Annotated in this window: 14 protein-coding genes; 6 read left to right on the top strand and 8 right to left on the bottom strand. The window is 63.4% G+C overall.

Annotated features, from left to right (window positions below):
- Positions 1 to 9: 9 nt before the first annotated feature.
- The 4 genes from ligA to IPF49_00625 all read left to right on the top strand — a co-directional run bounded on the left by ligA (position 10) and on the right by IPF49_00625 (position 6894).
- Positions 10 to 2067, top strand: a complete 2058-nt coding sequence (gene ligA, locus IPF49_00610) for an NAD-dependent DNA ligase LigA (protein ID MBK6286143.1) — start codon at positions 10 to 12, stop codon at positions 2065 to 2067.
- Positions 2068 to 2189: 122 nt separating this feature from the next.
- Entirely contained in the window at positions 2190 to 3986 is a 1797-nt protein-coding gene (locus IPF49_00615; protein MBK6286144.1) for an FAD-dependent oxidoreductase, read from the top strand.
- Positions 3965 to 5848 (top strand): 2-oxoacid:acceptor oxidoreductase subunit alpha, encoded by a 1884-nt coding sequence (locus IPF49_00620; protein MBK6286145.1) that lies wholly within the window; start codon positions 3965 to 3967, stop codon positions 5846 to 5848. Before IPF49_00615 ends, IPF49_00620 begins: the two co-directional genes overlap by 22 nt.
- Complete coding sequence (locus IPF49_00625; GenBank protein MBK6286146.1) at positions 5845 to 6894, top strand: 2-oxoacid:ferredoxin oxidoreductase subunit beta; 1050 nt, start codon at positions 5845 to 5847, stop codon at positions 6892 to 6894. Before IPF49_00620 ends, IPF49_00625 begins: the two co-directional genes overlap by 4 nt.
- 3 nt (positions 6895 to 6897) lie before the next feature.
- Here the strand turns inward: IPF49_00625 and IPF49_00630 are convergent, their stop codons facing one another.
- The 6 genes from IPF49_00630 to IPF49_00655 all read right to left on the bottom strand — a co-directional run bounded on the left by IPF49_00630 (position 6898) and on the right by IPF49_00655 (position 12007).
- Positions 6898 to 7650, bottom strand: coding sequence for a hypothetical protein (locus IPF49_00630; protein ID MBK6286147.1), 753 nt, complete (start codon positions 7648 to 7650; stop codon positions 6898 to 6900).
- 149 nt (positions 7651 to 7799) lie between these two features.
- The gene (locus IPF49_00635; protein MBK6286148.1) at positions 7800 to 8420 is read right to left on the bottom strand and encodes a hypothetical protein; all 621 of its coding nucleotides are present in this window, start codon (positions 8418 to 8420) and stop codon (positions 7800 to 7802) included.
- A complete protein-coding gene (locus IPF49_00640; GenBank protein MBK6286149.1) occupies positions 8417 to 9103 on the bottom strand; it encodes an SCO family protein in 687 nt (228 codons plus the stop codon). Before IPF49_00640 ends, IPF49_00635 begins: the two co-directional genes overlap by 4 nt.
- Before the next feature lie 6 nt (positions 9104 to 9109).
- The gene (locus tag IPF49_00645) at positions 9110 to 9706 is read right to left on the bottom strand and encodes a cytochrome c (GenBank protein MBK6286150.1); all 597 of its coding nucleotides are present in this window, start codon (positions 9704 to 9706) and stop codon (positions 9110 to 9112) included.
- Between the two features lie 46 nt (positions 9707 to 9752).
- On the bottom strand, positions 9753 to 10364 hold the full coding sequence (locus tag IPF49_00650; GenBank protein ID MBK6286151.1) for a cbb3-type cytochrome c oxidase subunit II: 612 nt from the start codon (positions 10362 to 10364) through the stop codon (positions 9753 to 9755).
- Positions 10361 to 12007 (bottom strand): cbb3-type cytochrome c oxidase subunit I, encoded by a 1647-nt coding sequence (locus IPF49_00655; GenBank protein MBK6286152.1) that lies wholly within the window; start codon positions 12005 to 12007, stop codon positions 10361 to 10363. The genes IPF49_00650 and IPF49_00655 overlap by 4 nt, the downstream gene beginning before the upstream one ends.
- Before the next feature lie 374 nt (positions 12008 to 12381).
- Here IPF49_00655 and IPF49_00660 point away from each other — a divergent pair, with 374 nt between their 5' ends.
- Positions 12382 to 13155 carry an alpha/beta fold hydrolase gene (locus IPF49_00660; GenBank protein MBK6286153.1) on the top strand — a complete coding sequence of 258 codons (774 nt, stop codon included), beginning with the start codon at positions 12382 to 12384 and terminating at the stop codon, positions 13153 to 13155.
- Between the two features lie 11 nt (positions 13156 to 13166).
- Here the strand turns inward: IPF49_00660 and IPF49_00665 are convergent, their stop codons facing one another.
- Positions 13167 to 14627: a coniferyl aldehyde dehydrogenase gene (locus IPF49_00665; GenBank protein ID MBK6286154.1), complete on the bottom strand. Its 1461-nt coding sequence runs from the start codon at positions 14625 to 14627 to the stop codon at positions 13167 to 13169.
- A 54-nt stretch (positions 14628 to 14681) separates the two neighbouring features.
- The gene (locus IPF49_00670) at positions 14682 to 16295 is read right to left on the bottom strand and encodes a GMC family oxidoreductase N-terminal domain-containing protein (protein MBK6286155.1); all 1614 of its coding nucleotides are present in this window, start codon (positions 16293 to 16295) and stop codon (positions 14682 to 14684) included.
- Between the two features lie 214 nt (positions 16296 to 16509).
- Here IPF49_00670 and IPF49_00675 point away from each other — a divergent pair, with 214 nt between their 5' ends.
- Positions 16510 to 17730, top strand: coding sequence for a CoA transferase (locus tag IPF49_00675; GenBank protein ID MBK6286156.1), 1221 nt, complete (start codon positions 16510 to 16512; stop codon positions 17728 to 17730).
- Positions 17731 to 17735: the final 5 nt, after the last annotated feature.

Consider the following 17735-nt stretch of genomic DNA (forward strand, 5'->3'; position numbering starts at 1 on the left):
GGCCCGGCGATGACCAAAGCCGATGAGTTGCGCAAGGAAATAGACTCGCTGCGAGAGCAGTTGCGTCTGCACGCGCATCGCTATTACGTGCTCGACGATCCGCTGGTGCCGGACAGCGAATACGATCGTCTGATGCGCTGCCTGCAGGAAGTCGAATCGGCGCATCCGGACCTGCTCAGCCCCGACTCTCCGACCCAGCGTGTGGGCGGCGAACCACTCGCGGCCTTCATCACGGTGCGTCACGAATTGCCGATGCTGTCGCTCGACAACGCATTTGACGAGCAGGAGTTGCGTGCCTTCGATCGTCGGGCAAGGGAGCGGCTCGGCATCCGGGATGGGCTGGATTATTGCTGTGAGCCGAAGCTCGATGGCGTGGCGGTCAGCATTCTCTATGAACAGGGTGTGCTGGTGCGCGCCGCGACCCGTGGCGACGGCAGCTCCGGTGAGGACATCAGCGCCAATGTGCGCACCATTGCATCGGTGCCCTTGCGTTTGCTGGACGGGGCCGTTCCGGCGCGGCTCGAGGTGCGCGGCGAGGTGTATATGCCGCGGGCAGGTTTTGCCGAAATGAACCGGCGTGCGGTGCAGGCGGGCGAGAAAAGCTTTGTCAATCCGCGCAATGCCGCTGCCGGCAGCCTGCGTCAGCTCGATCCCCGCATCACCGCGCGCCGTCCCCTGGAGTTCTGTGCCTACGGTGTGGGTGTGTTCGATGGCGCCGGCCTGCCGCGCACGCAGTCGGGGATGCTGGAACGCTTGCGCGAATTCGGGGTGAAAACCAGCGCCGAAGTCAGGCTGGTGCATGGCGTTGATCACTGCCTGGAGTATTACGCGCGCATGCAGCAGCGGCGCGCGCAACTACCCCACGACATCGACGGCATCGTGTTCAAGGTCGACAGCCTGGATCTGCAGGAGCGCCTGGGCTTCGTGGCGCGTGCGCCACGCTGGGCCATCGCGTACAAGTTTCCCGCCGACGAAGAGCTGACCGTGGTGCAGGAAGTGGAGTTTCAGGTGGGACGCACCGGCGCGCTGACCCCGGTGGCGCGTCTCGCGCCGGTATTCGTGGGCGGAGTCACGGTCAGCAATGCGACCCTGCACAACATGGACGAGATCGAACGCCTCGACCTGCATTGCGGCGATACCGTGATCGTGCGCCGCGCCGGTGACGTGATCCCCCAGATCGTGCGGGTGCTTGGCGAGCGCCGCCCACCCGATGCCTTGCCGATCGCCATGCCGCGCCAATGCCCGGTCTGCGGTTCGGCGGTGGAGCGGGCCGAGGGCGAAGCCGTGGCACGTTGCTCCGGGGCGCTGGTGTGCGCGGCCCAGCAGAAAGAGACCGTGCGTCACTTTGCGTCACGGCGGGCGATGGATATCGAGGGGCTGGGCGAGCGGCTCATCGAACAGTTGATCGAGAAGGGCCTGGTGTCCAACGTCAGCGATATCTACCATCTCGAGCGTGGTGCACTGGCGGCGCTGGAGCGCATGGGCGATAAATCGGCCGACAAGCTGTTGCTCGCGATCAGGCGCAGCAAGCACACCACGCTGGAGCGGTTTCTGTATGCGCTGGGAATTCGCGAGGTCGGCGAGGCGACGGCACTGGCGCTGGCGCGCCATTTCGGCAACCTCGACGCGCTGATGGCCGCCGATGCCGAAGCCCTGCAACAGGTTCCTGACGTGGGGCCGGTGGTGGCCGGGCATGTGCAGGCGTTCATGGGTGAGCCACGCAATCGTGCCCTGATCGAGCGCTTGCGCTGCGCAGGCATCGAATGGGCCGATACGGAGCACCCGCCCGCGTCGGCGCCGCTGGCCGGTGCCAGTGTGGTACTGACCGGGAGCCTCGAGTCGATGAGCCGCGATGAGGCGGGCGAACGCCTGGCGCGACTCGGTGCGAAGATCGCCGGCAGTGTGAGTGCGCGCACCCGGCTGGTGATCGCCGGGCCGGGTGCGGGGTCCAAGCTCGACAAGGCGAATTCGCTTGGCGTAGAGGTCTGGGACGAGACGCGGTTGCTGGAGTTCCTGCGCGCCAACGAACGGATGGCCGAGCCCCGGATACGGCAAATTCACAATTAATTGATTCAAAATCAAGCGACCTGCGACGAGTCACTGATATAACATTTCACAGCTGGAAGCGAAGGACGTTCGCCGCGTCCGTTCGCAGCTGAAACGAGTGCTAATGGCAGGGCAATACCACAGTGAAAGCCACCAATATCAGTGATTCCGAGTATTTCCACAAAGTCGTGGATTGTCAGTACGCCTGCCCGTCGCACACGCCGGTGCCCGAGTACATCCGGTTGATCGCCGCGGAACGCTACAGTGATGCGTACATGATCAACTGGGAATCGAACGTGTTTCCGGGCATTCTCGGACGCACTTGTGACCGACCCTGCGAACCGGCCTGCCGGCGCGGACGCCTGGAGCAGGAACCGGTCGCGATCTGCCGCCTGAAGCGCGTTGCCGCCGACAACAAGGGCAATGTGGCGGCGCGAATGCCAAAGGTCCCGCGACGCAAGAACGGCAAGCGCGTCGCGTTGATCGGTGCCGGCCCCGCATCGCTCACGGTTGCCCGCGATCTCGCGCCGCTCGGCTACGACATCGATATCTACGATGATCAGAAGAAAGGCGGCGGCATGATGCGCAGCCAGATTCCGGTGTTCCGCCTGCCGCCCGCGGTACTGGACGAGGAAGTCGACTATATCCTCGAGATGGGCGTAAATCGTGTGTTCGATACCTATGTCTCGAGCCTGAAGACGATCGTCGAGCAGGATTACGATGCCGTTTTCGTCGGCACCGGTGCGCCGCGTGGCAGCGATCTCGATATTCCGGGGCGCAAGGAAGCGGCAGCGAATATTTTTGTCGGTATCGATTGGCTTTCCAGCGTCTCCTTCGAGCATATCAACGCGGTAGGCAAGCGCGTTCTGGTGCTTGGCGGCGGCAACACCGCGATGGATTGCTGCCGCACGGCACGACGCCTCGGCGGTGAGGACGTGAAGGTCGTGGTGCGCTCGGAATTCGACAAGATGAAGGCCTCGCCCTGGGAAAAGGACGATGCGATGGCCGAGGACATCCCGATTTTCAACAACCATGTGCCGCGCGAATTCGTGCACGCGGATGGCAAGCTGAGCGGAATGCTGTTCGACAAGGTCGATGTGGTGTACGACGCCAACGGGCGGCGCAGCCTGGTTCCCACTGGCGACGAGCCGGTGTTTTTCCCGGCCGATGATGTGTTGATCGCAATCGGCCAGGACAATGCATTTCCCTGGATCGAGCGCGATATCGGCATCGAATTCGGCAAATGGGACATGCCGGTCGTGGAGTCCGCGACGTTCCAGTCCACGCTGCCCAAGGTCTTTTTCGGCGGAGATGCCGCTCTTGGACCAAAGAACATCATTACTGCCGTGGCCCATGGCCATCAGGCGGCGGTCTCGATCGATCTGCTGTGCCGGGGCGAGGATGTCCGCAAGCGGCTCGCGCCCGGAGTGACGCTGGTCAGCCAGAAGATGGGTGTGCACGAGTGGAGCTACGATAACCAGGTCGCCAACGATGCCCGTTACAAGGTGCCGCATGTCGACAAGGCGCTCGCGCTGAAGGATCTCAAGATCGAAGTGGAGCTTGGATTCGATACCCGTGCAGCCCTGCTCGAGGCACAGCGTTGTCTCAACTGCGATATGCAGACGGTGTTCACCACCGCCAAATGCATCGAGTGTGATGCCTGCGTCGATATCTGCCCCACCGACTGCATCAATTTCATCGCCAATGAGGACGAGGCGGCGCTGCGGCAGAAGTTGCGCGTCGCGGCATCCAACCTGGCGCAGGATCTCTATGTCTCCGACACCCTGGCACAGACTGGCAGGGTCATGGTCAAGGACGAGGATGTGTGTCTGCATTGCGGCTTGTGTGCCGAGCGCTGTCCGACCGGCGCCTGGGATATGCAGAAATTTCTCTACAACGTCACCAAGGCAGGACAGGCATGCACGCCAGAGAAGCGGTAAACGATTTCGTAGTCAAGTTTGCCAATGTCAATGGCACTGGCTCGGCAAGTGCGAACCACATGTTCGCAAAGGCGATATTTCGCATGGGCATCCCGGTCAGCCCGCGCAATATCTTTCCCTCGAATATCCAGGGCCTGCCGACCTGGTTCGAGGTGAGGGTCAGCCACAAGGGCTACCTCGGACGGCGGGGGGGCGTCGATCTGATGCTGTGCGTCAATCCCCAGAGCATGGAGCGCGATGTGCGCGAAGTCGAGCCGGGTGGCTATTTTGTCTACGATTCGACCAAGCCGCTCGACGTGCGCCTCATCCGTGACGATCTCAATTACATCGGCATTCCGTTCACCGAGATCTGCCTGCGTGAATACAGCGATGCGCGCCAGCGTCTGCTGTTCAAGAACGTGATCTATGTCGGTGCGCTGGCGGCCCTGCTCGATATCGATTTCAGCATTCTCAAGAACCTGATTACCGATCAGTTCAAGGGCAAGGAAAAGCTGATCACGCCAAATATCTACGCGCTGGAACTCGGTCATCAGTATGCTGTCGAGCATTTCAGCTGCCCGATCGGACTGCGTGTGCAGCGTGGTGGCAATATTGCCAAGCACATTCTCGAGACCGACCACATATTGATGGATGGCAATACCGCCGCGGCACTCGGTGCGGTATACGGCGGTGCGACGGTTGCGGCCTGGTACCCGATCACCCCCTCGACCTCCGTGGTCGATGCCTTCGACAGGTATTGCAGGCGCCTGCGCATCGACCCCGGGACCGGCAAGAAGAATTACGCTATCGTGCAGGCAGAGGACGAACTCTCCGCGATCGGCATGGTGGTGGGTGCATCGTGGAACGGTGCGCGCGCATTTACCGCTACCAGCGGCCCGGGCCTGTCGCTGATGAGCGAGTTTCTGGGGCTGGCCTATTTCGCCGAGATTCCCACGGTGCTGATCGATGTGCAGCGAGCCGGCCCGTCGACCGGCATGCCGACCCGTACGCAGCAGTCCGACATACTGTCGGCCGCCTACGCCTCGCACGGTGATACCAAGCACGTGCTGCTGTTTCCCGCAACGCCCGCAGAGTGCTTCAGCCTCACCGTTGCAGCGTTCGATCTCGCCGAGCGTCTGCAGACACCCATCATCATGCTCACGGATCTGGATCTGGGCATGAACGACTGGATGTCGCCACCCCTGGAATTCGATGACAATCGTGTCTACGATCGCGGCAAGGTGCTGGATGCCGAGGCGCTCGACAAGTTGAGCGAGCGTTATGGCCGCTACAAGGACGTGGATGGCGACGGCATCACCTACCGTACCTATCCGGGCACGCATCCGACCAAGGGCGCAAGCACTGCGCGCGGCACCTCGCGTGACGAATATGCGGCATATACCGAGGATGGCGCGGAATACGTGCGTAACGTGGACCGCTTGCTGAAAAAATTCGAGACCGCGAAACAGTACGTTCCGGCACCCAAGGTCAAATCCCCGTCCGGCCCCACGCGCTTCGGCGCCCTGTTTTTCGGTACCACCGCATCGCCTGCCTACGAGGCGACCGAGATACTCGCGGACGAGGGCTTCGCGATCGATACGTTGCGCCTGCGCGCATTTCCGTTCTCCCGCGAAGTCGAGGACTTCATCGCCGGCCACGACACGGTGTTCGTGATCGAACAGAACCGCGACGGCCAGATGCGTCGCCTGCTGATCAATGAAACCCACGTTTCCGTCAAGGAAAAACTGGTGTCTGTTCTGAATTACGACGGCCTGCCGATCACCGCTCGGCAAATCGCCGCGGTGATCCGTGGAAGCATGAGCGGGTCCAATGTCACGCCGCTGCGCGGCAAGCGCACCGGTGCAGGGAAATCAAAGTCATGAGTTACCAGAAGCCTTCCTTCCGTCACCCCGGCACACCGGAAAACGAGCTCGGTTATACCCGTGTCGATTACGAGGGGGCGCTCTCGACCCTGTGCGCCGGATGCGGTCACGATTCGATCAGTGCCGCAATCATCGAGGCGTGCTTTTCGCTGCCGATCGAGCCGCACCGCATCGCGAAAATGTCGGGTATCGGCTGCTCGTCGAAGACGCCGGCCTATTTCCTGGGCCGCTCGCACGGCTTCAATTCGGTCCATGGGCGCATGCCCTCGGTGTCCACCGGTGCCAACCTCGCCAACCGCGAACTGGTCTACATAGGGGTGTCCGGCGATGGGGATACGGCCTCGATCGGCATGGGACAATTCGCCCATGTGGTGCGGCGCAATCTCAACATGGTCTACATCGTCGAGAACAACGGCTGCTATGGGCTGACCAAGGGCCAGGACTCGGCTACCACGGACCTTGGCTCGAAGAACAAGAAGGGTATGGCGAACCCCTATGAACCGATCGATCTGGTCAGTATTGCAATACAGCTGGGCGCAACGTTCGTCGCGCGCAGCTTCTCGGGGGATCGCCAGCAACTGGTACCGCTGGTCAAGGCGGCGCTGAGCCACAAGGGATTTGCATTTCTCGACGTGATTTCACCCTGCGTGACGTTCAATAACCATGAGGGCTCCACCAAGAGCTATACCTATTTTCGCGAACATGCGGATGTTACGCCGATTGATTTCGTGCCGATGCGCGAGGAAATCCGCACCAGCTACGCGCCGGGCGCGACCCAGGATGTCTGCATGCACGACGGGTCAGTGATCAGGCTCCACAAGCACGATGACGAATACGACATCGAGGACCCGCAGTCCGCGCTGCAGGCCATTGCCCACCACGGCAAGAGCGGACGCGTGCTGACGGGCCTGCTGCACATCAATCGCGATGCGCAGGAATTGCACGAAACCCTCGGTACGGTACGGCGTCCGCTCAATTCGCTGACGGAAAAGGAACTCTGCCCGGGGGTCAAGTTCCTCGACAGTATCAATGCCGGGTTGCGCTGAGAGTTATTCGGGGCGCAGCCAGGGTTGGAGGGCAAGGTTCAAGCCCTCCTCGATGAACGAGTCATTGTCGAGCACCTTCTTCTGGCGCTTCCATAGCGGCTTGGAGCCCTTGAGATCCAGGGTTTCGGTGACTTCGATTCCGCCGGCGCCATTGAACAGTCGCTGCAGTTTCAGATCGAAGACATTCACGTAGATCCCGACGGCATCGACTGCCTGGATCCAGTCGAAATCAGCCGGAACCCCGTCACCGCCACGGCTGGAGGGTTTGCGTGTCACGCCGAGAAAATGGGTGGTGTGACTGCCGCTCGGCGAGAAGTAGGTCTGCAGCTCCTCGAGATTGGTGAACATCACCGCCTGCGCCTGGCTGTTGGCCTCGAGCCAGCGCACCGCTTCGCTCAGCACGTACTGGAACGAGGTGTCGTTCAGCTTGCCGGTCGTGGGGTTGTAGGGTTCACCCCATTTGCGCACGCCTTCGAGCCAGGCCTCGTCGAACAGGGTGCCGGGCAAAATCTCGTAGCCTGCCTTGCGCAGACGCTTTTCTATCATTGCGTCGATACGCGCGTCGTGCTCGGCGAGGTAGCTGCGCGAGGGCTTGCCGAAATTTATCGGAGCGATCACGATGCGCCCGAAACGGGCTTTGTCGGCGAGCTGCGCGTCGTAACTGCCCTGGTATGCGGTGCCACCGGCATCGCCAGCGCTGTTTCCCCCGGCGCAGGCGCCCAGCAGCAGCGTGAGCATGAGACAGAAAATGCGCATGATGAATTTCCTCGGGGATGTCGGCGTGATCGATGGATTCTAGCGTGAAGCTCGCGCTGCGACCACCGGAAGGCGAGTCAGTCCTGCGGTGACGCGATGGCGCAGTATCGCCGTGATCGCAAGCGCGCCCGGGCGGTTTGCACAGCAGCTCAACGATCCGTCGCAGTATCTGCGCTCACTTTGATGCACAACGGGGGCAGTGCCGTCCCATGCGGCTCCATGACCCGGCGAATCGCCACCGCGCCGAGCAGCAGCGCCAGCAGCACCAGGCCGATGCCGGCGTGGCGTTGGTCATCTTGCAGGTAGTTGACGCACAGCCGCTGTGGCGTGTCCAGGTAGAGCATGCCTGCGGTGGCGGTCATCCAGGCGATGTTGCCGATACCGAATAGCAGCACTTCGGGGTCCAGCCGGCGCCAGCTGTGGGCCAGCCACCAGCCGGCCAGCCACCAGCTGAGGTACTTGGCGGCGGCCACGGCCGGCAGCAGCAACGACAGGTCGAGCAGCGACGGCAGCATCCAGGTGATGCTGACCAGCGTCACCAAGGTCGCGCCTGTCCAGCCGCGCCAGTCGATCCAGTGCAACCAGCCAGCGCGCAACCCCAGGTACTGCGCCGCCCAACCACCCGCGAGCAGTGCCGGAAATTCCAGCAGCATGTGCAGCGACATGCGGCCTTCGATCATGTGGCGCAACGCCGGCCATAGCAGCAGCAGCGGCAATGCCGCCAACATAGCGTACAGCGCGGAGCGTGCAGACAGCGGGCTGCGCATCATCGCCTGCCCTCGGACGGTTGTGCTGCCAGACGGCTCGCCGCCGCCAACGCCAGTGGCCATTCGTCCATGGCGAACAGTGCGCGCAGCCGCCCTTGCCGGTCCAGCAGATGGATGTCACCGTTGTGCACGAAGCCGCCTTCACCATCGGTGATCGCCACCACGCCCAGCCCACGCAGCAGGGTATTCGAATCGCCCTCGCTGGCCGGCACCGCGAAGCTCCAGTGTGCTGGATTGGCATGCAGGCTGCCGGCGAGCTGCTTCAATTCGGCCGTGCCATCGTGGCGTACGTCAAACGAGATCGATGCCAGCCGAACCCTTGTTGCCGCCGCGTCGGTTCGCGCTTGCGCAGCCAGCTCACGCTGCATCTGCTGGTACTGGCTGCCCAGGGTGCGGCATACGCTCGGGCAGCGCGTGTAGATGAAGTCGACCAGGTAGGCCGCGGGGGCGGTCGGGCTCGCTGGCCACGCCAGTTCGTCGTCACCGAAGGCGGTGTGCATCGCCACACGGGGGGCGTGTAATTCGCCGGCGGCCACTTGCAACTCGCGGCGCCCCTCGAAGGTCCAGACCGAGAGGCCGGCGGTATGGTGCCAGGCCCCCCACGCCGACAGCGTGACCAGTCCCAGGCACAGCGCCGCGCTCAGCCGGCGTGCGAGCCTGTCGCGGGAAGCCGGTGTGCGCATCACCGCGGCCTATTCCAGCGCCTTCAGGTCGGCGTCGCCCTTGTACGGCTCGGCCTGCGCGGCGGTGTCCTTGCGTACCTTGGCGACGATATCGGTGTCGATCACTGGCGACTGGTTGCCCCAGGTACCGCGTACATGCGTCAGCACGGCGGCGATCTCCGCGTCCTGCAACTGGTCCTTGAACGCTGGCATCGCGCCGTTGTAGGTCGTGCCCTTGACGCTCAGCGTCCCGTTGATGCCGTGCAACACGATGGCCACCAGCGTCTCGGGCTTGCCGGCCACCCATTCGGAATCCGCCAGCGGCGGGAACACGCCCGGCAGTCCGCCACCACTGGCCTGGTGGCAGGCCACGCAATGTGCAGCGTACACCGCCGCACCGTCCGCCTCGGCACCGACCGGTGCGGGCGCGGGACCCTGCAGTTCGGCCACGCTGCGACCGTCACCCCAGGTCGGCGGATTGTCCAGCGACGTGCGCGCGATGTAGACGATGCCAAAGCCGAGCAGCGCGGCGGTGAGCAGGATCACGAACCACGGCATCGGGTTCGCGCCTTCCTCGGGCTCCGGGTTCTCGCGTTCTTGTTGAGCGCGGATTTCGGGATCGGTCATCGTCACGCCTCCGTGCTGCGCATTGCTTCGGTGCGATGCGTGCGGCTCATTTCGCGGCAGCCGAAGCGGCGGGTGCGACCGGTGTGGCCACCACTGGGAAGCTACGATCCAACGACTGCAGATACTTGACCAGGTCGAGTGCCTCGGGGCGCGCCACCACCACCTGGCCCGGTGGCTCGGCGCTCGGCGGCAGCTTGACGACGTGGTCTTCCCTGTCGGCTTGGGTCTTGAGTTCGAACAGGAACGGAAACGCCGGCATGATGCTGCCGGGCACATAGGCACGCGGCTCGTACAGGTGGCCCAGTTGCCAGTCCTCGCTGGGCTGACGCTTGCCGATGTTCATCAGGTCGGGGCCGGTGCGGCTGGTGCCCAGCAGGTGCGGGTGGTCGTAGACATAGTCACCGGCCACCGTGGCGCGGCCCCAGCCACGCTTGAAGTCAGGTGCAAAATCCTGGGCGCGCGGCTGCTGCGTATGGCAGTAGACGCAGCCGTTGGCGATGTACACCTCGCGCCCGCGCAATTGCGCGCTGGTGTAGGGCTTGAGGCCGGGTGTGGGCTCGACGTCGCGTACCTGCAGGTACGGCAGCACCACCAGCACGCTGGTCGACAGCGCCAGCATCACCATCGCTCCGGAGATCAGCTTGATCTCGCTTTTCATGACATGGCCTCCCGGCCGAAGAAATGCCTGAATAGCGCAGGCTGGTCGCGTTGCGGGCCGCGATGCAGCACCAGTAGCATGAAATGCGCGGCGAAGACCAGATGGCCGATCACCATCATGGCGCCGCCGACGCTGCGCCCCTTCAGATACGGCAAGGTCAGGGTCACCGAATCCATGAACGGTCTGGCAGCATCGAGCATCGCCTCGCCTTGCAGCCAGCCGCCAATGGTCAGACTGATGAAGTAGATCGCGATGCCCAGGCTGACGAGCCAGAAATGTACACTGATCAACCACGGAAACGGCCATTCGCGCGCCGTAATGCGCGGCATTACGAAGTACATGGCGCCGAAGAAGACCATGCTGACGAAGCCGTACAGCCCCAGGTGCGCGTGCGCCACGGTGTAATGCGTGAAGTGGGTGACGACGTTGACGCTGCGCAGTGCCTCGAACGAACCCTGCACCGAACTGACCGTGTACATCAGCCCGCCCAGGCCGACGAAACGCAGCGTCGGCGAATAACGAAATGCCGCAAGGTAGCCCTGCAGCGTCTGGAACTGGTTGACGGTGAAAGCGGCCACCGGAATGATCATCATCATGCTCTGCACGATCGATAGCGTGATCATCCAGCCAGGCACCGGTCCGCCGATCAGGTGGTGGCCGCCGACCTGGCCGTAGAAGAACGCCAGCCCCCAGAAACCCAGCAGCGACAGGTTGTACGACTGGATCGGTCGGCCGATGACCTTGGGCAGGAAGTAGTACACCGAAGCCAGCGCCAGTGGCGTGTAGAACAGGCCGAGCACGTTGTGGCCGAACCACCAGTTCATGGTGGCCTGTTCGACGCCGACGTGCACGCCGGGGAACTTGGCGACGATGAACAGCACCGGCAGCCAGAACAGCGCGCATGCCATGTACCACACCGACACGTACAGATGGTCGACCTTGCGGTTGACAAGCGTAAACACCAACGGCAGTCCGATCAGCGCGCCGCCGAGCGCGAACAACGTGCCGATCTGCCAGGGGATCTCCAGCCATTCCAGGCCGTCGCTGATGCCCGCGCCGACGCTGCCCAGCCCGGCGATCAGCGCCGCATTCCACAGCACCGCGCCGATGAATGCGTAGCGTGCGCCCATCAATGGTGTTTTTAGCAGCCGCGGGATGATGAACAGCGCCACGCCCAGCCCGGCCATCGGCGCCCAGCCGTAGGCCACCGCGTTCAAGTGAATGGTGCGGATGCGCCCGAAGCTCAGCCACGCTTGCTGCACCAGCCAGTCGGGATTGTGCAGTTTGATCGATGCCGTCAGGCCGGCCGCCGAAGCCACCAGCAGCCACACCATGGCACAGCAGAAAAAGAAGAATACCACTGGCCCCGTGGAGGCGTCGGCACGCGCGCGCTCGAGGATTTCGTTGCTGTCGCTGTCGCCGATGGCGCCGCCTTGTGCGGCGTCAGTGCCTTTTTGCAGCGCGCCGCGTGCGACGCCAGTGGCCGCGGGTTCTTCGACGCGGCCGATTTCATCGGGCGCAAAGATGATTTCGGCGCCGCGACTGCTGCGATCGAACAGACCTCTGCGCTGCGACCAGATGAATAGCAGCAGGGCGACGAAGGACAGGACGAAGGCGGACAGCAGGATGGACGCGGTGTTCACGAAGGACTCCCTCTTGCAGGGTGGGGCGGCGCCGTGATCGGCGCGCAGTCGCCGCGTTCATGTGCGGCAGAATTACGAATGACGCCGGGGCTCAACCGGCCTTGTTGTTTCCATGCAGTCCATTGACCGCGCACCAGACACCGTAAATGCAAACCGGAAGCGTTATCATACGTGATATTCTTGCGCGTACAAACCTCATCTGCCCGGAGAATCAATGAGTAAATGCCAACAGCGATCGACGTGAGCCGCACGCCTGGCCGCATGACGCATTGCCCGAGCCGCCTCATTCCGACGACGGTCCGGTTTGGGCTGGCATGACTCTCCGGTTGCACCGGAATACGCACGCTTAGATTGCGCACAACATGGATAAATTACTGCATTTCCAGCGTTTCGGAGAGGGTGATCGCACCGTGATTCTGCTGCATGGCCTGTTCGGGCTGTCGGCGAATCTTGGACCGCTCGCACGTGAGCTGGCGCGTGACTACCGGGTGCTGGTGCCGGATTTGCGCAATCACGGGCGCTCGTTTCATGCGGCGGAAATGAATTACCCGCTGATGGCCGCCGATGTGGTGCGACTGATGGACACGGACGGCATTGCACGGGCGGCGCTGATCGGACACTCCATGGGCGGCAAGGTCGCGATGCAGGCGGCGCTCGATCATCCCGGGCGTATCGAGCGCTTGCTGGTCGCGGATATCGCGCCGATCGACTATCAGCCGCATCACGGCCGCTTGCTGGTCGCGTTGCGCGAGGCAGCGGAGGATTTCCTGGCCGATCGCAACCGCACCCGGCAGATTCTCGAGGCGCACATCGATGAGCCCGGGGTGGTCGCGCTGATGCTGATGAACCGTGCCCGGAGCGACGACGGCAGCTGGCACTGGCGCTTCAATCTCGAGGCGATCGAGCGTGACTATGCGCAGATTCTTGCGGCCCCGCACTCCGACGCAAGCTACCCGGGACCGGTGCTGTTCCTCAAGGGCGAGCTGTCGGAGTACATTCTTCCCTCGCACCTGGAACCCACGCGCAGGCTGTTTCCCGGTGCACGGCTCAAGGTGATTGCCGGAGCCGGGCACTGGCTGCACGCCGAGAAGCCGGCGGTGTTCCTGCGCCTGGTCCGCGATTTTCTGCGCGAAGCGCCTGCGCGCTGAGGCATGCCGGGTTATTTCTTTATCTGTCCGTCGAGCATTTTCGCCAGTTTCGGTCCGAACGGCGGCATGGTGCCGGCGAGCTTGGCGAGATTGATCCTGCCCTCGCGATAGACACCCTTGGCGTGACTGAAGGTACGGAAGCCGTCGCGTCCGTGATAATGCCCGACGCCGCTGTTACCGATGCCGCCGAACGGCAGATCGTCACAGGCGAAATGCATCAGCACATTGTTCACCGACACGCCGCCGGAAATGGTTTCCTGCAATACGCGTTCGCGTTCCGCCGCGTCCTTGCCAAACCAGTAGAGGGCCAGTGGCCGCGGCCGGGCGTTGATATAGGCGATGCAGTCGGAGAGGTCACGATAACTCTTCACGATCATCAGTGGCCCGAATATCTCCTCCTGCATCAGTTTCAGCTCATCGCCGGGATCGACCACGATATGGGGCGGGATCTTGTGCAGCGAGCGGTCGCTGTAATCCTCGCCGGCGGGATTCAACTCGAGTACCCGCGCGCCACTCGCACGGGCTTCCTCGATATAGCCGAGCACGCGCTGGTAATGGCGCTCGTTGATCATCGAGTTGTAATCGGGATTGCCGACCGTGGTCGGGAACTGGGTGACAAAGGTGCGTCGGCAGGCGTCCAGGAACACTTCGAGCCGCGCCTGCGGGACGAATACATAGTCGGGCGAGATGCACAGCTGCCCGGCATTCTGTGCCTTGCCGCTCATGATCTTGTCGGCGGCATCCTCGATATCCGCGCTGGCACTCACGATCACCGGCGATTTGCCGCCGAGTTCCAGCGTGACAGGTGTGAGATTCTCCGCCGCGGCGCGCATCACCATGCGTCCGATGGAGGTGGCACCGGTGAACAGCAGGTGGTCGAAGGGCAGCGCGGCAAACGCGGCGCCGACCTCGGGGCCGCCGGTTACCACCGCGATTTCGGTGGGATCGAAATAGCGCGCGATCAGGGTCCGGGCCAGTTCGGAGGTCTGTGGCGCAAACTCGGAGGGTTTGACCATCGCCCGGTTGCCGGCTCCGAGAATATCCGCCATCGGGCTGAAGATCATGGCGAAAGGCACATTCCATGGCGTCATGTTGCCGACGACTCCCTTGGGCTGGTGATACACGCGGGCGCGTGCGCCGAAAAGATTCATCGGCACCGGGGCACTGCGTCGTTCCGGCTTCATCCACGACTTGAGATGCTTCCTGACGTACTTCAGGTTGCCGACCGCGGTCATGACCTCGGACATGCGGGTCATATACGGGGAGCGACAGCCGTAATCCGCCGACAATGCAGCGCAGATGGCTGCCTGGTTGTCGACCAGCAGCGCGATGCAACGCTCGATGCGATCGATACGGGTGCCGTAGGCAACCGCGCCCTCGGCACGAAACGCCGTGCGCTGGCGCTCGAGGAGTTCATTGAGACCGGCGCAGGCATCGGCCGTTGCACTGGCTTGTTCGGATATCGAGTTCATGTGAGTTGCTCCACTCGGGTGTGAATCTTGCCCGGACTCGGCTGTTGTCCGGGCTCATTCATGGTCTTCGATCAGCATATCGGCGGCCTTTTCGCCGATCGCCACGCACAACGCATTGGTGTTGCCGCTGATGATGCGCGGAATCACCGAGGCGTCGGCGATACGCAGCCCCTCCAGTCCGTGCACGCGCAAACGATGATCGACCACGGCGAAATCGTCACGGCCCATCGCACAGGTGCCCACCGGATGGTATACCGAACCGGCACTGCGCCGGATGTAGGCGAGGATCTTCTCGTCGCTGTCGCAGTGGGGGCCGGGCAGGATCTCGTCGTCGCGGAATCCGTCGAACACGCTCGAGGCGAAAATCTCGCGCACCCGCTTGACCGCCTCGATGGTCACGCGCCGATCCTCTTCGGTGGACAGGTAATTGGCGCGAATGGCCGGCGGATAGTCGGGAAACGGTGTGCGGATATGCACGCTGCCGCGGCTGCTCGGGCGCAGGTTGCAGACCGTCGCCGTGGTGCCGGGCACGGTGTAGATCCGGCCCGCGGCGTTGAGGCGTCCCGCGGCGGGTGTGTAATGGATCTGGGCATCGGGCCGCGTAACATCCGCGGAGCTGCGCAGAAACGCACCCGCCTGGCAGGCGGGGTGAATCAGCAGGCCCTGGCGCTTGAAGCCGAAGCGCAGCGCGTTGCGGATCAGGCCCAGCGCTCGGGTTTCCTCGAAGAAGGTCCCGGTATTGCGCAGTCCCTGCTGGACGTGCACGGTCAGGTGATCCTGCAGGTTCTCACCCACCCCCGGCAGCTCGTGGTTCGTTTCGATACCGAGCGGGGCCAGCAGAGCGCCATTGCCGATCCCCGAGAGTTCCAGCAGTTGCGGACTGTTGATCGAGCCGCCGCACAGCACCACCGCCTTGCTTGCGTACACGCGCTGCACACCGCCCTGGTGGCGGTACTCGATACCACTGACGCGCTTGCCGTCGAGCAGCAGGCGCTCGGCCAGCGCCCGGGTGCGAATATCGAGGTTGGCGCGCCCGCGCGCGCTCTTCAGGTAGTGGGTTGCGGTGGTCTGGCGCAGGCCATTGCGCACGCTCACCTGGTAGCGCCCGATCCCTTCCTGCGTGGGGCCGTTGAAATCCGTGTTGTGCGGCAAACCAATGCTGACTCCCGCCTGGATGAACAGATCGGTGGCGTCGAGTGGTGGTCCGACTTCGCTGACCCACAAGCCGCCGCCCACGCCATGCAACTCGCTCGCCCCGCGCGTGTTGTGCTCGCTCCTGAGAAAATAGGGCAGCAGCTCGTCGAAGGACCAGCCGGGGTTTCCGGCCGCGGCCCACTCGGCGTAATCCTCGCGCTGGCCGCGGATGTAGACCATGCCGTTGATCGCGCTGCTGCCACCGACGACCTTGCCGCGCGGCCAGGCGATCTTGCGGTAATCCAGTTCGGGTTCGGGCTCGGTCTGGTAGCACCAGTTGAGGCCCTTGTGATTCATCAGGAACGCGAAACCGAGCGGCACGTGGATCATGGGGTTGCGCGGCCAGCCACCAGCCTCGAGCAGGAGCACCCGGCGGCTGGCCTCGCGGCTCAGGCGCGAGGCCAGCGCGCAACCGGCGGAGCCGGCCCCGACGATGATGTAGTCGTACGCGGCATTGCCGGCGCGCGCATGAATGGACACCTGATCCCGCTCCGTAGCCCGAAAAAGGCGGCCATTGTCGACGATTTGTCCTGCCGCCTCAAACGCCGGGCCATTACGTTTTGTTTATCGGGAATGAAACGATCGGACTTGCGGCCGGCTTCGGATATTCGCGGCAGGAGACGTTCTGCTGGCGACGGGCCGCGCGCCCGTTATGATGGTGCTTTGCAGTGGGCGGAGGACAATGCGGATGAGCGAGGCAAATGGCATGTTGCAGGGTATCCGGGTGATCGATTGCGGAACCTGGGTGGCGGCGCCGGCGGCGGCCACGGTACTTGGCGACTTCGGCGCCGATGTCATCAAGATCGAGGCGCCACCCGGTGGTGACACTTACCGCTGGTGCGCGCAGTTCGTGCCGGGGTTTCCGCGCTGCAACGACAACTATTCATGGCAACTCACCGCCCGCAACAAGCGCAGCATCGTGCTCGATATCAAGCACCCGGACGGATACGCCGCACTGTTGCGTCTGGTCGCAACGGCTGATGTGTTTCTCAGCAATTTTCCGCCCGCGGTACTGGAGAAACTGCGTATCCGCTACCAGGATCTGCGCGAACACAACCCGCGCCTGGTGTACGGGCAGCTCTCGGGTTACGGAGAGCAGGGACCACAGGCGAATCTTGCGGCCTATGACCGTACCGGCTGGTGGGCCCGCTCCGGAATGATGGATCGCATGCGTTACCGCGATCATCCCCCGGCCGGTGGCATTCTCGGCTGGGGCGATCACGCCAGCGCGATGTCGCTGTTCGGCGCGGTGATGATGGGCCTCTACCGGCGCGAACGCAGCGGGCTGGGTGGCAAGGTGTCGACTTCGTTGCTGGCCAACGGCATCTGGGCCAACGGTATTCCATTGCAGGCCCGGCTCAGCGGCGCCGAGGTCGGACTCGAGACGCCGCGGCCCGAGATGGACAATGCGCTTGCAGTTGCGTACGAGACCCGTGATGGGCACTGGTTCTACCCCTGGCTGTTCGATGAGGAGCGTGACTGGGTGCGCTTCGTGATTGCCCTCGGGCTGCGCGAGCTGGTGGAGGATCCGCGCTTCGTGGAGACCACCGAACGGCGGGCCAATGCCCGGGCGCTGATCGCGGCTATCGCTGCCACGGTGCAGCGCGAGGACTGGTCGCATTGGTGCGTCCTGCTGCCGGATCAGGGCATAGACCTGATTTCGGTCAATACGCTCGATGACGTGATCCGCGATCCGCAGGTGATCGCCAATGCCGGTATCGTGCCGCTCGAGGGTGTTCCCGGCAGCGCCACGCATACCGTCAACAGTCCGGTGTTCGTCGAAGGAGAAACCAAGCGCAGCGCGGGGCGCGCGCCGGAGCTCGGCCAACATACGCTCGAAGTGCTGGCCGAGGTGGGTTATGACAGCGAGCGCATCGCGCGGATGAAAGCCGCCGGCGTGCTGGGCTAAGCCCG

This window comes from Gammaproteobacteria bacterium (genome assembly GCA_016705365.1).
GTDB lineage: Bacteria > Pseudomonadota > Gammaproteobacteria > Pseudomonadales > UBA5518 > UBA5518.

Excerpts from the sequence above, each read along its gene's own strand:
- ligA (MBK6286143.1), top strand. The coding sequence starts at position 10 with ATGACCAAAGCCGATGAGTTGCGCAAGGAAATAGACTCGCTGCGAGAG.
- IPF49_00675 (MBK6286156.1), top strand. The coding sequence starts at position 16,510 with ATGAGCGAGGCAAATGGCATGTTGCAGGGTATCCGGGTGATCGATTGC.
- IPF49_00625 (MBK6286146.1), top strand. The coding sequence starts at position 5,845 with ATGAGTTACCAGAAGCCTTCCTTCCGTCACCCCGGCACACCGGAAAAC.
- IPF49_00635 (MBK6286148.1), bottom strand. The coding sequence starts at position 8,420 with ATGATGCGCAGCCCGCTGTCTGCACGCTCCGCGCTGTACGCTATGTTG.
- IPF49_00650 (MBK6286151.1), bottom strand. The coding sequence starts at position 10,364 with ATGAAAAGCGAGATCAAGCTGATCTCCGGAGCGATGGTGATGCTGGCG.
- IPF49_00620 (MBK6286145.1), top strand. The coding sequence starts at position 3,965 with ATGCACGCCAGAGAAGCGGTAAACGATTTCGTAGTCAAGTTTGCCAAT.
- IPF49_00665 (MBK6286154.1), bottom strand. The coding sequence starts at position 14,627 with ATGAACTCGATATCCGAACAAGCCAGTGCAACGGCCGATGCCTGCGCC.
- IPF49_00645 (MBK6286150.1), bottom strand. The coding sequence starts at position 9,706 with ATGACCGATCCCGAAATCCGCGCTCAACAAGAACGCGAGAACCCGGAG.
- IPF49_00630 (MBK6286147.1), bottom strand. The coding sequence starts at position 7,650 with ATGCGCATTTTCTGTCTCATGCTCACGCTGCTGCTGGGCGCCTGCGCC.